At 58.7% G+C, this 15,018-nt stretch carries 11 protein-coding genes; 2 read left to right on the top strand and 9 right to left on the bottom strand.

All coding sequences use genetic code 11. From position 1 onward, the window contains the following. Positions 1-43 precede the first annotated feature (43 nt). Complete coding sequence (gene codA / locus BOP96_RS21995; RefSeq protein ID WP_060767127.1) at positions 44-1,279, top strand: cytosine deaminase; 1,236 nt, start codon at positions 44-46, stop codon at positions 1,277-1,279. A gap of 9 nt (positions 1,280-1,288) precedes the next feature. On the opposite strand, the gene BOP96_RS22000 is transcribed toward codA, so the two are convergent. The 5 genes from BOP96_RS22000 to BOP96_RS22020 all read right to left on the bottom strand — a co-directional run bounded on the left by BOP96_RS22000 (position 1,289) and on the right by BOP96_RS22020 (position 8,239). Then, positions 1,289-3,439, bottom strand: a complete 2,151-nt coding sequence (locus BOP96_RS22000) for a lipase family protein (RefSeq protein WP_060767126.1) — start codon at positions 3,437-3,439, stop codon at positions 1,289-1,291. A 13-nt stretch (positions 3,440-3,452) separates the two neighbouring features. After that, positions 3,453-4,232, bottom strand: coding sequence for a hypothetical protein (locus tag BOP96_RS30645; protein WP_373420032.1), 780 nt, complete (start codon positions 4,230-4,232; stop codon positions 3,453-3,455). Beyond that, positions 4,225-5,061 (bottom strand): DUF4123 domain-containing protein, encoded by an 837-nt coding sequence (locus tag BOP96_RS22010; protein WP_060767125.1) that lies wholly within the window; start codon positions 5,059-5,061, stop codon positions 4,225-4,227. The genes BOP96_RS30645 and BOP96_RS22010 overlap by 8 nt, the downstream gene beginning before the upstream one ends. Further along, a complete protein-coding gene (tssI, locus tag BOP96_RS22015; protein WP_003190245.1) occupies positions 5,061-6,956 on the bottom strand; it encodes a type VI secretion system tip protein TssI/VgrG in 1,896 nt (631 codons plus the stop codon). The genes BOP96_RS22010 and tssI overlap by 1 nt, the downstream gene beginning before the upstream one ends. A 296-nt stretch (positions 6,957-7,252) precedes the next feature. After that, positions 7,253-8,239 carry a diaminopimelate epimerase gene (locus BOP96_RS22020; RefSeq protein WP_073454024.1) on the bottom strand — a complete coding sequence of 329 codons (987 nt, stop codon included), beginning with the start codon at positions 8,237-8,239 and terminating at the stop codon, positions 7,253-7,255. A 362-nt stretch (positions 8,240-8,601) separates the two neighbouring features. Here BOP96_RS22020 and BOP96_RS22025 point away from each other — a divergent pair, with 362 nt between their 5' ends. Beyond that, entirely contained in the window at positions 8,602-9,753 is a 1,152-nt protein-coding gene (locus tag BOP96_RS22025; protein WP_014717858.1) for an MFS transporter, read from the top strand. An 8-nt stretch (positions 9,754-9,761) separates the two neighbouring features. On the opposite strand, the gene BOP96_RS30650 is transcribed toward BOP96_RS22025, so the two are convergent. The 4 genes from BOP96_RS30650 to BOP96_RS22055 all read right to left on the bottom strand — a co-directional run bounded on the left by BOP96_RS30650 (position 9,762) and on the right by BOP96_RS22055 (position 14,962). Continuing rightward, the gene (locus BOP96_RS30650; protein WP_238346861.1) at positions 9,762-10,679 is read right to left on the bottom strand and encodes a type III secretion protein; all 918 of its coding nucleotides are present in this window, start codon (positions 10,677-10,679) and stop codon (positions 9,762-9,764) included. 176 nt (positions 10,680-10,855) lie between these two features. Further along, the gene (locus tag BOP96_RS30655; protein ID WP_020301887.1) at positions 10,856-11,023 is read right to left on the bottom strand and encodes a hypothetical protein; all 168 of its coding nucleotides are present in this window, start codon (positions 11,021-11,023) and stop codon (positions 10,856-10,858) included. Between the two features lie 291 nt (positions 11,024-11,314). Continuing rightward, positions 11,315-12,334: a type III secretion effector protein gene (locus tag BOP96_RS30165; protein ID WP_175563008.1), complete on the bottom strand. Its 1,020-nt coding sequence runs from the start codon at positions 12,332-12,334 to the stop codon at positions 11,315-11,317. Between the two features lie 234 nt (positions 12,335-12,568). Beyond that, positions 12,569-14,962 (bottom strand): TonB-dependent siderophore receptor, encoded by a 2,394-nt coding sequence (locus BOP96_RS22055; RefSeq protein WP_019818702.1) that lies wholly within the window; start codon positions 14,960-14,962, stop codon positions 12,569-12,571. Positions 14,963-15,018 lie beyond the last annotated feature (56 nt).

Consider the following 15,018-nt stretch of genomic DNA (forward strand, 5'->3'; position numbering starts at 1 on the left):
GCGGCTGTCTGCCTGATTGTTTTTAGCCAAGAGGAACTTGCCCATGCACATCATCAATGCCCGCCTGCGCAACCGTGAAGGCCTGCATGATCTGCACCTGGAACACGGCCGGATCGCCAGCATCACTGCGCAAACGGGGGAGCCGGCGCTGATGGCCGGCGACTTGGACGCCGCCGGCAACCTGGTCATACCGCCCTTTGTCGAGCCCCACATCCACCTCGACGCCACCCTCACCGCCGGCGAGCCGCGCTGGAACATGAGCGGTACGCTGTTTGAAGGCATCGAGTGCTGGGGCGAACGCAAGGCCACCATTACTCTGGAAGACACCAAGGCCCGGGCCAAAAAAACCATTCAGACCCTCGCCGCCCATGGCATCCAGCATGTGCGCACCCATGTCGACGTCACCGACCCAGACCTTACTGCACTCAAGGCCCTGCTGGAGGTACGTGAAGAGAGCACGCACCTGATCGATTTGCAAATCGTCGCCTTTCCCCAGGAAGGCATCGAGTCCTTCCGCAATGGTCATGAGTTGATGGAAGAAGCCATTCGCCTGGGTGCCGATGTGATCGGTGGCATCCCCCACTTCGAATACACCCGCGACCAAGGCGTGAGTTCGGTGAAGTTCCTCATGGACCTGGCCGAACGTACTGGCTGCCTGGTGGACGTGCACTGTGACGAAACCGACGACCCCCACTCACGCTTTCTCGAAGTCCTAGCGGAAGAAGCCCGCAGCCGCGACATGGGTGCCCGCGTGACCGCCAGCCATACCACCGCCATGGGTTCCTACGACAATGCTTACTGCGCCAAGCTGTTTCGCCTGCTGGGGCATTCCGGCATCAGCTTTGTCTCGTGCCCCACCGAAAGCATCCACCTGCAGGGCCGCTTCGACAACTTCCCGAAACGGCGCGGTGTCACCCGTGTGAACGAACTGCTTGAGGCCGGCATGAACGTGTGTTTCGGCCAGGATTCCATCGTCGATCCCTGGTACCCGCTGGGTAACGGCAACATTCTGCGAGTACTGGAGGCCGGTCTGCACATCTGTCATATGCTCGGTTACCGCAATTTGCAAAACGCCCTGGACCTGGTCACCGACAACAGTGCCAAAGCCATGGCCCTGGGTGATCGTTATGGGTTGCAAGCAGGCCGCCCGGCTAACCTGTTGATCCTGTCGGCCGACAGCGACTACGAAGTCATACGTAGCCAGGGCTTGCCGCTGTACTCGATTCGCAACGGCAAGGTGCTGATGAAGCGGCAACCGGCGCAGGTAGAGTTTATGTAACCGCGCGGGTTAGACGATTGAGTCGATGTCCAGCGTTTGCCCCCGTGCCTGTTCGTCGTGGGCAGGCGGCGGGATGCTGGCGAATTGGGCCGGCTCACGATTCTCGCGGTGGCTGAACCAACGTTTGAGGCTCGATTGGAGATGTGCAGAACGGGCATGGCTGCCGTAGACATCGCGGGCTTCCAGGCGTCGCCAGCGCAGGCTTGCCAAGCGCTCACGACTGGTGTGCAACCGGTCGATCTCTGCGTTCAAGGCATCAGTAGGTTCATGGCTACGATCATTGGCAGGGCGCCGTAGCGCAAGTTCACGCCGCTTGGCCCGGAGTTGCTCGCGCATGTCTTCAAAGGCCCGGTCGAGCAGCTCGAACTCCCTCTGAGTCACCAACGCGCCCTCACTCTCCAGGGTTTGTTGCCAGCGGCGCAATGTCGCCCACGCCGCGGGGATGTAGCTGGTGGTCATGAAGTGCTGGTCGGCTTGAAACAGCTGCCTCAGCACATTATCGCGCTCGGGCATGTCGCCCTGCAGTTGCAATGCGCGGTTGCAACCCGCTTCTTGGAGGGATTCACAGCCAGGCTTCCATAACACCGAGGAGTGGCTGCCATCCGGGAGCGTGATCGGCATGAAGTGATATTGCTCGCCATGATGTCGATAAGGGTTACCACCCACCCGCACCAGCCCTGCGGCGAACAACAGGCCACCGGGCACGGGGTGGCTGAATAGCGTGATGGCTCCGGGAATCCAGAGCTTGGCGGTGGTATTCATCCAGGGTGCCGGGACGCTGGGGACAGGGTCGTTGTGGTTGACGATGCGGTGGTGGACCAATGTTGAGGCGCCGGCAGTGAATTCGGCGTCGGCGGCGCGGGGGGCGCCGTAGGTGTAGAGCAGAATGTTGTAGTGGGCGTCTGGGGTTCGGCGCAGTCCTTCGGCCAATAGCAATGCAATGGCGCCGCCGAGGCTGTGACCGCAAATTACGATGCGCTGACCTGTGTGAAACTGATCAAGATATTGCAATACGAAATTACGCATAGCCCGATAGGCCTGGTAAAAACCATCGTGTGCTTTTCCAATACCGCCTTCAAAAGCCACCTGATGGGCGTCGGCGTCACGTAATGCGTCGGCACGGCTGACCGTTCCTCGCACAGAAATCAGGATGACTTCATCGTGGTGGGTGATGAAAGCCTGGGTGTCAGTACCGAATTTTTCATCATCGAAAAAGTGCAAGCGTGCGGGGTGTTCCTGTTCTTCCTTCCGTTCCGGGCGATTTTGTGGATACAACTGCGGATCGAAAGGCAGGATTTCGAAGCGTTGGGAGTAAGGGATATCTTCGTAGAGGGGGTAAAAACGGTGTGATTGCTTCGGATCAATTCGCCAGGCTTCGTGATACACCGAAAGCTGTTCAGCGAATAAATTTCCAACGCTCGGATCTAACGGAAACCGAACTTCGTCTAACGGTCTTTCTGCGGGGACCTGCCCAAAATCGCAGTAACTCAACGCAGCAAACAATGCCAGTTGGTATAGGTTCAAGGCGCAGAAGCTGTCTTCGGTGGATAACATTGGGCGTAACGCCCGTAGGGGTCGTACTTCTAGAACGGTGTGCTTGTTGGGGAACAGTACGATACCCACCAATGAGGGCTGAGGCGGGCCGAAGCCCAGATCGGCCATCATTTTCAATGCGTGACGCTTGGGTCGCAAAGCTGACGAAGCAGGTCGGGGCAGATGAGCGCTATGGCGTACCAAATCGCTTACTTCAACCTGATAAACTCCATCCGCTTGTGGGTAGGCAGGCGCCCCCTCAACGCGTCTTCCGTCAGCACTAGCAAAAAAAGTTCGCTCAGCGCGAATTTGAAGTTCGGTGATAGGTAGTTTGTACGTTCGGCGCGTTCTTAGCTGGTAGTACGGCTCCTCAGTCCCGCTATACAAATCATCCAACATGAGAACAACAGGGCCGCAATAGAAATCCTGCAGACTGGCAAAACCCTCACCATTCAATTTACCGACGTACTGCCTCCCTGAACTGTCATGGACCGAAAATGATAGTCCGCCATAGGCTTTTCCATTGCCCGCCATATCGACTAAACGAAAACTTACCCAGTGCCCTTTCAATGCGCAAGCAGGCATTCGTTCACTGAAAAAAGCGTGCTTCCATGCATCCAGCTTCATGAATTCGTCCTTGTTATTGGCATGTTGGATAGACGTCGCATATGCGCCCGTCCGGCATTTTTATGGGTTTGAAGTCCGTGGTGTTACCTGCGCAATATGCAAAAAGGTCTTCGAAACTCTTGCCTCTGCATCGCCGCCATCCACCCGGCACAGCTACCCACCTATCATCAAAGGCAGGTAACTCATCCTCACTGACAGATAGCACCAACCTCAGCTTTTTCCCCGGTAACTGCGCCCGGTACGCCACGCCCCCTACCCGCGACTCTTGCAACTTGCCCATCGAATCCAATGAATTGCAGATCAGAAGTTTTCTAATCGCGTGCAAAGGCCCGACCGTCCGAAAGTGCCATTTACATTGCCCACGTATTTCCTGCACACCCGACTCGGGCATCCCAGGTAGGTCGGCCTCCAAACGGTCGCGAATGGAAATACTCCCGAAATTCCCGCCCACATCCGTACTCCGCGTCCCCCACTTCGCATAGAAGTCAAACTCCACACTGCGTAGTACCAATGGACAACCCTCTACCGTTTCAGTCAATGGCAACTCATAACTCACGCTGCTCGCTACAGGCTTGTAGTCTGTAAAAAAGACTTTTCGCTCAGGTCTTTTGCCTCGCCGCCGAGGCAAGGTGCAGGTCTCACCCGTTGCGGGCCGGTAGTTGGCAGCCGTTTTAAGTTCAAATTGCGCCGGCAAATCCACCTCCAATGTAAAACGCTCCACCGTCCTCCCCGTACACCCCGAAAGCCACGCACCCGTAATAACCACCAGCACCCACCCTATCCACCTATTCACCTTTCCCTACCTCGCTGTGCCACTGCTCCATCACTCGTTCAAAATGCTCCCCTGGAGCCTCGCCAATCCTCGGTAACCAATGAATAACACTGCTGCCGGTCGCCTCTGCCAACCGGCGTACCACCAGGAACTCGAGCTGCGCCGGCTCCCGCCATTGCCAGCTGCGTGCCTGCTCCAGTACCTGGGCCAGCCAAATCCTGGGGTCTTGGAATTCGACCAATGCCGCCAGGTCTTCACTGTGCTCAGCCAGCAGGTAGCGCAGGATATTGGCGTGCAGGATGGCTTCGGCGTGAGGGTTGGGTGTGTCGAGCCACGGCGCTGGATCAGGCGCAGGGTAGTCGCCCGGCGCAGGATTTTCGTGGTGATGCCAACGGCCTTCATGCCAATAGCACACGCTGATCAGTGGTCCGAGGTAGGCGGGCCAATGCTCTTTGCCCAGATGGGCCAAGGCACGGGCCAGGGTGCGATTGTCGTGAATGCGATAAAGCACCTGACGGCCTTCTGGCGCCACCCGCAGTCTCTCGCGCCAATGGCGCGCCACACCCACCAGGTCGCTGGCCGAAAGGCTGGCGAGCCAGCCCCAGTTCGACTCGGGGTGTAGCAACAGGTCGGCCAAGGCAGGCTCATTCAGTTGTTCCAGTAACAGTATGAGCGGGCCTGTATTCGCCAACTCCGCCGCAGCGGTCTCGCTGTAGAGGTTGCAATAGTGCGACGGAGCACGGTTTGCCATCAGGCGTTGGCGAGCCTCGTGGTTACCATCAAGCATCAGGCACAATGGGTGTCCGCTCTGCTGTTGTTGGGCCATCCAACAATGGAGCAAGCTGTCCATCAGGCCGCCCTCCCTGGGATATCGCACAGGCCTTCGCGGCAGCCTTCGCACAGAGGGCAAAAGTCGGCGCCCAGTTGCTTGGCCAAGTCCATGATGACGTTTTGCACAGCAGAGATTTGCGTGCCGGCAACCCCTGATGGGTTCACCGAACGGCTTGCAGACGGCGAACCGCCCAGAGTGATGGACCGGCTGCTGGAAATACTGCCGGCTTGCATCACCAGGTGTTCCCCGCCTGCCTTCAAGCTCAGTTGTGCGCCGGCCTCTATCACCAGGCTGGCGCCGGCCTTGAGATGAACCTGCTGCCCGGCTTCGATCAACAAGCTCTTGCCAACGCGAGTCACGCTATCGCCCTCCACCTCCAGGCGACTGTCATGCCCCACCCGTTGCTCCAGGTCACGCTGGGCACGCAGGTAGATGAGTTCTTCGCCGCGCCGGTCTTCCAAGTGCAACTCGTTGGCGCCTCCGCCGCCCGGCGAGCTGCGGCTACGCAGTACGCTGCGTGTCTTGTGCTGCGGCAAAGCGTACGCCGGCAAGTGCGATGCATTGGGCAGGCAACTGGTGACAAGGGGTTGGTCCGGGTCGCCCTCCAAAAAGCTCACCAGCACTTCCATGCCCACCCGTGGAATGACCATGGCGCCAAACCCATCACCCGCCCAACCGGACGCCACGCGCAGCCAACAACTGCTCGTCTCGTCGCCCTTGTCCGCGCGATCCCAATGAAAGCGCACCTTCACACGGCCATAGGCATCGCAGTGCACGTCCTCGCCGGCAGGCCCGGTTACCGTCGCGGTCTGGCTGCCACTGATCGTCGGTTTGGGGTGCTTGAGGGCAGGTCGATGCACTGCGCGCCAGGGGGTTGCAGTGAACCGGTTGCGATAGCCTTGGAACCCATTGGCATCAACGATCGACTCCTCCAGCACCTGCGGCTGGTAACCCTCATGACGCACCGAGGTCAGCAACCATAAGTCGTTGCAGGCTGGGTCCGGGTGATCGCACAGTTCAAGGAAGTGGCCACTGCATAGCGCCGGTTGATCGCTCTTGCCCAGCACTCGATGGCGATCACGCTGGTGACGCTCCAGGCTGCGTCGCGCCAGCTTCGCACCACGTGCATGGCTCGTAAAGCCAGCAGGGTAGCCATAGTCTTCCAAAGGATCCGCCGGCCCGGCACCGGCTTGGTCATGCAGGCGAAACGAAGGGTGCTCAAAGTCATAGTCACGACGTACGGTGCGCCGGCTGCGCGTGACCAGGCGCCGGTCGAAACGTTGGACGACCGGGGCCCCAAGCGATGGATCAGCCGAGGAACAATAACGCTGTACCGGCAACCGGCGAAACACCGTCTGGTCATCACCAAACACCAGCAGATGATTCTCTGCGCTGTGACGAAAGTGATAGTGAATGCCCTCCTCTTCACACAGCCGTTGGATGAAATGCAGGTCGGACTCCCTGTACTGCACGCAAAAGGCGCGTGGTGGATACACCACCGGCCCGAGCTCAAAGGCATAGGCGTCGGCGAAGATGCCGTGCTGTTCGAGGACCGCAACAATGATCTGCGGTACGCTGCGCTGCTGGAAAACCCGCTGGTCGCAACGATAGGCAAGGGATGCCAGACGTGGCGCCAGTGTCAGGTGATAAAGGGCGAGCCGCATACCGGGATCATCCCGACCGATGGCAAAGATTTGCCCATGCAAGCCCTGACCTGCTTCGCCCAAGTGCAGATAGGCGGGTTGATGAAGCAATGCCTCCAGGTCAAGGGAGGGGTCTTCGCTGACTAACTGCACCTGTATAAAGTAGGGCTGGTCGAGGGCTTCGCTGCCTTTGAATGCCACTATCTGAAAATCTGTCTTTATACCTGCAAGGACCAATTTGAAACGTGACGAAACAAACGCGTTAACCATCCTTTGTTACCCGTCTTCAACTTTTCGTTTGAACAGCTTTCCCTCGTCAACGCCATTTGGATTGAGAAAAAGCACCTGAATGCGCTAAAGCTTAGCGATTTCAGGCGACTTTCGGCCCTTCAGAAAGAATAAAGAAGTTTCGTACAGCAAAGATGGAAGTGTCTTTTACAGAATATAAATACAGCCAAAAAATCATCTAATAATTAGAGGCAAACTCTGACTGCGGCTTGTACTCTCTTAACTGAGTTTTAAGGAAACGGCTGACGCTTATTTAAGGCATCAGTCATTTCCGATGTTCAGACTTTTAATTGCGCTGTCCCGAAAAGACTAACACTCAGCACGTCTCCTGATTCGATCTGCAAGCGCACTGGCGCCGTGCCACCCGGCATTACCACCGCTACGTCGCCCCCCTCAACCCAACCTGCTCGCCATGCCGCGCACGCCACTGCACTGGCGCTGGTCCCCGAGGACGCCGTAGGCCCCTCTCCTCGCTCAAATACGCGTGCGATGATTCGATTGCCAGCGTCTCGAGCAACCCATTGCAGGTTGACCCCACCGACACAGGGTTGGCCGCACCCTGCCGGCGGTGCAAAAGCGATGGCCTTCAACTGCTTGAAAAGTACCGACTGATGCATCGTGTCACAGCCTGGCAATGCCGAAACCTGCTCAACCAGCGTCACACAATGGGGGTTGCCAACCCGGACAAATTGACTGCTCCCCCATTGCGGATTGAGCGACGTCAAGGCTGCCACATGACTGAGTTCATGCCGCCCCACAGCCACCGGGCTCACGCCAACCGCCCCCACCGCCAAGGGGCCAAACTCGGGCCGGCCCAAGGCCAGCCAGAAGCCTGGCACCTGTTCATGCTCAGCCGGCTCGACACAGGTGATTACGGGCGATACCGCATCCGGCTTGTCGTGATACACCCGCAACTCGCTGCCATGGACCAGCAAACCCTGGTCGGTCAACGCTTGGGCAAAGATAGTCAGCCCATTGCCACTGCGTTCGGCGAGAGAGCCGTCGGTATTGATGATCAGCAGATCAAACGGTGGCTGGGCCTGAAATGGCCCGACCAACAAACCATCGCAGCGATGCGCCTTGGCACCAGCAGGACGCGGCAACGAACCCCAACCACATTCCGACGCAATCGCCGATGCGGCCCACGCCTTACGCGTGCTCGCAGCCAAGCCGGCAGTGTCGGGCACGGCAATACCCTGGCGGCATAAATAGGCGGGGCTGACCACCCCATAGATATTGCCGCGCGCGTCGTAGAATCGGGTCATAACCACGCCAACCGGAAATTCTTCATCGGTTCGTCCGTTCACTTATCTACTATCGGGACAGCAGCGTATTACACAACGGCCGGTCTGTGGGAAGTGAGCTGGAAGGTGGTAATCCGCCACAAGAAACCTGGGGTTCAGCCACTCCTGCAGGGATTACACACCTTCCAGCCCACCTCCTACAGGCTCGATCATTTCTACGTGGTGACCGGCCACCAAAGCGTTCCGTGTTTGTAAAAAAATGAGGCTTGCACCCCGTACCTTTAATCCTGAACACCAACGGAACCCGATTCGCTCAAGAGAGCCTGATATGCAAGGATGTCGCGCCGGACATCGTTCGTTGAACGCCAAACCAAGGATTTTCCATGACTGCCATTCCCACTCCTGCCCCCGTGGTTCCCGGGCGACTGGAGCAGATGTCGACCCGCATCGCTTTTTTTATCGCAGGTTTTGGTATCGCCGCCTGGGCGCCGCTGGTGCCGTACGCCAAGGCGCGTGCGAATCTGAATGAAGGCACCCTTGGCCTGCTGCTGTTATGCCTGGGGGTGGGGTCGATCATCGCAATGCCGGCAGCGGGCGCGCTGGCCTCGCGTTACGGTTGCCGACGCGTGCTGAGCGCAGGGACACTGATGATCTGCCTGGCCCTGCCGATGCTGGCCACCGTCAGTTCCATCCCGTTGCTGATTGCCGGGTTGTTCCTGTTTGGCGCAGGCCTGGGCACCGTGGACTCCACCGTCAACCTGCAAGCGGTGATCGTTGAGCGCGCCAGTGGCAAAACCATGATGTCGGGTTTCCATGGTTTGTTCAGCCTGGGGGGCATTGTCGGCGCTGCGGGGGTTGCGGGGTTGCTGGGCCTGGGCCTGTCGCCATTGCAGGCGACCCTGGTGGTGGTGGTTATTACACTGGCCGCGCTGTTGAAGGCTGCACCGCACTTACTGCCTTATGGCAGTGAAAGTTCGGGGCCGGCATTTGCAGTGCCCCATGGTGTGGTGTTGTTTATCGGTTGCCTGTGTTTCATCGTGTTCCTGGCTGAAGGCGCCGTACTGGATTGGAGCGCTGTGTTCCTCAGCGCCGAGCGCGGCCTGGATGAGGCTTACGCCGGCCTGGGCTACGCGGCATTTGCCTTGACCATGACCGCTGGACGCCTGACCGGTGATGCGATTGTTCGACGCCTGGGCCCCACGCGGGTCATCGTGATGGGCGGCACGCTGGCCTGTGCCGGCTTGCTCCTCGCGACGCTATTGCCTGCGTGGGAAACTGCGCTGCTGGGGTATGCGCTGGTGGGGGCTGGGTGTTCGAATATCGTGCCGGTGCTGTACACCGCCGTGGGTAAGCAAACGGTAATGCCGGAGCATATTGCAGTGCCTGCCATCACCACATTGGGCTACGCCGGCATTCTCGCCGGCCCCGCCGTGATTGGTTTTATCGCCCACGGCAGCAGCTTGAGCACTGCCTTCATCCTGATCGCCGTATTGCTGGCGGCGGTGGCCATCAGCGGCAAAGTCCTAAAGGTGTAGCTTGCCTTTCAGCGTGCCTTGCGTGCGGCGTCTTGCTCATGCCACCGTTCGAGGCTTTTGTTGCTGAGCCACCCCTCTTTGTGAGGCGGGCCAAATAGTCGTGTGCCATTGGCGCGCTCCAACGAAGGCAGCAAACCTGGACGCTCAATAATGTTCTTCGCGGTGTAGACACAGAGTTCGCTGTATTTGGACTGGGGCATGCCCGTGGACGCATCCAGCACCGGCGCGCCCTGCTGATCAACCTCATGCGGGTCCTGCATGACCTCCCGCAGCCTGGCTATTTCAACATACTGATGCGGTTCAAACAGGTAGGTTCGGTCCATGGCCTTGTCTCTCAACAGCGGAAACTGGCTTTGTAGCGCCTCCACCACCTGCGCATTGCCTTGCGCATGAAACGGGTCCTGACTGAACTCGGTTGCCGAGCTGTTCCCCTGCAACGCTTGGGCCGCCGCGCGGAGGCTGTCACGGGTGATATCGCCGTCACGACTGAAGATCGCGTCACTTAACCGCGGGCGCTTGAGCATTTCCCCGACGACCTGAATCACGCCGTCCAACGCCTCGCTTTCACCCATAGGATGAACGGCGATCCGCTGCAAAGACATCCACGTCAAGCGCCCATCATTCAGAAAGGAGTGCAGCAGGCCGAAGGATTTTTCCAGGGCCTTCGCCAGTTGGTTGTCCGTTGAGCTAGCACCCGGCGGGGTACCACTGGCCCGCCCAATGGGAAAGTTCTGCAAGTCACGATGGCGTAGAGCGGACAATGTTCCGCGTAAAAGAAAAGGCTTGCGCGACCCCTCGCCCGACGTCGATGAAGGGGGCTGATGCCAGGCCTCAGGGTGGATGGCCGCTGATGACGCAGTTGAGTGTACGGCCGGCTTGTCGGGGGGCAGAGGCCGTCCGGAAGGTAATACACCCTCGATTGTCATGGATTTTCTCCAACACTTTTCAGATGCATATCCGCAGGGTGATTTTTACCTTGATGGGCAAAATCAACGAATGGACTCTACCCAGGCAGGCACCTCATGTGTGGTTGGAGGAACTCGGCAGTTCCGAGTCAACGATACCTACCAATGACAATATGTAAAACCGTGGTCAGCCGCGGTTAACCCAGCTTGCGCCTACGCCACCAGCCTGCCAGGCAATTGATCAACCCCGTGTCGTTCAACGAATCGGCGCCCTCCCCCCTGACCTGCGGGTCTGCCAGCATGCCCCGGGAAAAGTCGTCCGACACGGGCGCCTGGAATCTACGCTCGCCGGCATAAGCCTTCATACGCCGTGCTTCTGCCTCATATTCCGTCGACGCAAAAGGGAAGCTACGCGAGGGGCCGCGCTCCTTGGATACTGGTGGACTTGTACGTTGGGTACTGCGCAACAGGTCGATGGGACCGTTTGGGGAAGAATTAAACGAGGCTGAAGTCATATGTTTTCCCTCATTCAGAATCTGAAAAGCGGCGGGTCGAATTACAACCGCAAGTATCACCTCTGTGGCAAATGGGCGTAATTCGTTCCTTGAAACATATTGGACTGGCGCCGCCCCCGAGAGGCGGCGCCTGAAGAGCGGTCAGCGGGACAACAAGTACAGTCCTGTACGGCTGATTTTCCCGTCGTCATCTTTACTGGCGCGGTTATCCATTTTCTCCAGCAGATCACTGCGCTTGCGTATTATTTCCTGGGATAACTGAATCAGATGGTCCTTGGCTGCGTCGCCGGTAAGTGGCTGGCAGGCCCACTTTTTCAGGTCGCGGATTTTAAGGCTTGAGCCCCCGCTCCCGTTTTTCAACTCGTCGAAATGCTCAAGCAGCTCCCCGGCCAGTTCCTTGTCGGTCTTGTACTTGAAGTAGTTTTCTCCTTTGATTACCGCGTTCAGGCTGTGCCGGTCGATCAGGCCATCCAAAGCGCCCGTGGAACCGTGCCGGTCCAATGCGGCCATCAGTTCCGGACGTCGTAGCAGTTCATTGGCCAGGCGAATGTTCTCGTTCATGACGGGGTTGGGCGACCACCCTCTTTTTGCCATTGCAAGAATGCTGTCAACGCTAATGGAACCAGGGTTCTTCGGGTCTCTGAAGGCATTGAAGTTATCGCGCAACTGCTGCGCCAGCTCTTCTCTATTTTTCAGCGAGTACTGCGGATCAGGCCTGCCGGGGGCGGGCGGATACGGCCGACCTGCAGTGGGGTCCGGCCTCGGTGGCGGATTACTCCCAATGGGGTTCGGCCTGGGTGGCGGGTTGCTGCAACCTGGGTTCGGCTTTGGCGGCGGATGCCCACAGCCAGGATGCATAGACGGCCGATGTCCGAAGAACCAATGACTGATCCAGTGCGGGAGTTGGCCCAGGAAATTCTGCATCGCCGGTGGTCTGTGGTGATGTCCACGCACGTCAGCTGCGGAGGTGGGTGCCTGGGGGTTACCGAATACCGGCCCGGCTTTGTTGTCCCCCGATTGAAAATTCACATGGGCAGCATTCTGGCCCTTGAAGGAAGGTGCAGCCTGGCGCGTGTTTTTGACCTCGGCCTTGGCGCTGGCCTGTGAAAGGTCAGGCGTTGATGAAGCAGAGACGGGTGTATCCAACATCGATACCGACATAAGTTTCTCCATACAGTGGGCGATTTTCAGCTTGTCGCTCCAACGCAGTGTCGAAGCCCATCAGCTTTCCCATGTGTGGTTTTGCGTGGGAATCAGTTCCTGATCCAGCCATAATCTGTGCTGTGGTGATGTAGGAAACAGAGTGTGGTCTTGCAGCAATGAGTGCGCGGAGCGCTTTGCCCAGGCAAAAAAAATCGCCCCCCTGAGGTTGCGATTTTTCCCAGAGACGACAGATCAGAACCCGACGCTTGCCTGTACAAAGAAGGTGCGAGGCTCGCCCAGGTACAAGCCGGCATTGTTATCGCTGGAGCGCGTGTAATGCTGCTGGTCGAAGACGTTTTTCACGCCCACACCCAGCTTCAGGTTCGACAACTGCGCGCCGAAGTCATAACCGCTGCGCACGTTGACCGAGACATACCCTGGGATATCACCGTATTGGCCATCCGCGGTGCCTTGGGTGATGTAGGTGGTTCCGGTGCCTGGCGCCCGTTGGCCGGACTGGGCATAGACATCCAGGTTGTGGGTCCAGTGGTTGACGTCGTAGCGCAAGCCCAGGGTCGCCACTTGGCGGGAATACAGTGGCAGGTCGCGGCCCTTGAACGGCACATCACCTTCGGAGGTGGCCTTGGTGTAGGTGAAGCCCGCGTTGGCGGTCAGGCCGTCGAGGCGCGGGTCGAGGTTGGACAGGTCGTAATGGGCCGATGCTTCGATGCCGCTGTGCTTGGTGGCGCCGAGGTTGGTCCAGCCCACGTCATTGCTGACGTATTGCAGTTCATCCGAGAAGTCGATGTAGAACAGCGTCACTTCGCCGCCCCAGACGCTGTCGTTGTAGCGCGTACCGACCTCGTAGGTCTTGGCCTTTTCCGGGTTCAGGCCGTTGGCCGTCTGGTCGCCGGTACCGCCCTGGCCCAGTTGGAAATACTGCAGGCTGCCGAAGGAGGTTTCGTAGTTGGCGAACAGTTTCCAGGCGTCAGACACGTGGTACATCACGCTCAGCGCCGGCAGCGGTTCGTTGTTGTGGACCTCGCGGCGTTTTTCCTCGGTACGCTTGCCGTTCAGGGCCACGACTGGGCGGTCATGCCATTCGGTACGGATATCTTCAAAGCGAATGCCCGGGGTGATGGTCCATTTGCCAATATCGATTTTGTTATCGATATAGAAGGCGTTGGCTTCAGTGCCCCCCGTGCGGTCCTGATACACGTGACCGTCGCTCTGCCCGCCCGGCGTCGGTACGTTGTTGACCAGGTTCAGGCTGGTGGCCTCCTCGTGCATGCCTTCTTTGAGGTAGCGATAGCCCACGCTGACTTCCTGGGTACTGGGCCCCAGGTCAAACACATGGGACACACGCGGCTCGATGCCGAAGGTGTAGTAGGTGCGCGGGTAGGAACTGAGGGTCTTGAGGTCGCGGTTGGCAATGTTGCTGCCACGGAAACTGTCGGAATAGTAAGTCAGCACTTCGGCCTGGGTGCGGTCGTCGATCTGGCGGATGTACTTGAAGGAGATGTCCTTGCGGCGCCCGCTGAAGTTGTCCCAGTCACGCACCGATTGGTACGGGTTGGCATCGAACTGCTTCTGGGTCAGGCCGCCGGGCATATCGGCGCTGGCATCGTAATAGTGGAAGTTCAGCGAGAAATCGTCTTGATCGGTCGGCGCCCAGTGGGTCTTGAAGATCACATCATCGATGTCGTTGCCGTTGTTGCTGTTGCGGTAACCGTTGCCATTGACTCCGGAGTACAGCAGCGCGGCACCGATACCGTTGTCGGCCGTGCCGCCGATAAAGGCGTTTTCCACATGCTTCCAGCCCCCGTGGGCAGACGTTTGCAGGGTGGTGCCGACTTCCCCGGAGAAGTCTTGCGGGATCGCACGGGTTACGAAGTTGATCACGCCGCCGACGTTCTGTGGCCCATAACGCACCGAACCCGCGCCACGGACAACGTCGATACTTTCCAGGTTACCGGCAGAAATCGGCGCCATCGACAGCTGTGGCTGGCCGTAGGGAGCGAACGCAGCCGGTACGCCGTCAATCAGCACGGTGGAGCGCGGCGACAGGCGTGACGTCAGCCCGCGCACACCGACGTTGAGGGAAATATCACTGCCGCCGGTGCCGTTGGATTCCTGCACTTGCACGCCAGGCACACGGCGCAGCACATCACCGACGTTCATCGCGCCCTGCTCTACCATGGCCTCGCGGCGAATAACCGTGCGCGCACCGGGGTGGTTCTGCACCACTTCGGCATCGGCGTCGGCAAGCCAGTCGCCCACCACTTTGATATCGGTGACCCCCAGTTCCAGCGGTGAGCCCGCTTCACCGGTGCCGCTGCGCACCGGACGCAAGGTCACGGAGCCGGCGTCAATCTGGTAATCCAGGCCACTGCCTTGCAGTAATTGCCGCAGGGCTTGTTCGGGCGAGAGGTTGCCATCGACCGCGGGAGCTTGCTTGCCAGCCACCATATCGGGGCTGAAGAACACTTGCAGCGAGGTCTGCTGGCCCAATTGGCTCAAGGCTGCGCCGAGGGATTGGGCACGAATGTGGATGCCCTCGGCAGCCTGTGCGGTACTGATGGCAACGGCCAGGGCCAAGGGCGCCCAGCGGGAAATTTTATTGTTGTGAAGAGCAAGTTTTTTCACGTCGAACCTAGTCCTGTGATCGCAAGCATGCGCAGCCGTTAATGCAAACCAGTTGC

The organism is Pseudomonas sp. FSL W5-0203 (genome assembly GCF_001896155.1).
GTDB lineage: Bacteria > Pseudomonadota > Gammaproteobacteria > Pseudomonadales > Pseudomonadaceae > Aquipseudomonas > Aquipseudomonas paracarnis.

What these genes read in the sequence shown, in the direction of transcription:
- codA (WP_060767127.1), top strand. Translation starts at nt 44, where the DNA reads ATGCACATCATCAATGCCCGCCTGCGCAACCGTGAAGGCCTGCATGAT.
- BOP96_RS22000 (WP_060767126.1), bottom strand. Translation starts at nt 3,439, where the DNA reads ATGAAGCTGGATGCATGGAAGCACGCTTTTTTCAGTGAACGAATGCCT.
- BOP96_RS22010 (WP_060767125.1), bottom strand. Translation starts at nt 5,061, where the DNA reads ATGGACAGCTTGCTCCATTGTTGGATGGCCCAACAACAGCAGAGCGGA.
- tssI (WP_003190245.1), bottom strand. Translation starts at nt 6,956, where the DNA reads ATGGTTAACGCGTTTGTTTCGTCACGTTTCAAATTGGTCCTTGCAGGT.
- BOP96_RS22020 (WP_073454024.1), bottom strand. Translation starts at nt 8,239, where the DNA reads ATGACCCGATTCTACGACGCGCGCGGCAATATCTATGGGGTGGTCAGC.
- BOP96_RS22025 (WP_014717858.1), top strand. Translation starts at nt 8,602, where the DNA reads ATGACTGCCATTCCCACTCCTGCCCCCGTGGTTCCCGGGCGACTGGAG.
- BOP96_RS30650 (WP_238346861.1), bottom strand. Translation starts at nt 10,679, where the DNA reads ATGACAATCGAGGGTGTATTACCTTCCGGACGGCCTCTGCCCCCCGAC.
- BOP96_RS30655 (WP_020301887.1), bottom strand. Translation starts at nt 11,023, where the DNA reads ATGAAGGCTTATGCCGGCGAGCGTAGATTCCAGGCGCCCGTGTCGGAC.
- BOP96_RS30165 (WP_175563008.1), bottom strand. Translation starts at nt 12,334, where the DNA reads ATGTCGGTATCGATGTTGGATACACCCGTCTCTGCTTCATCAACGCCT.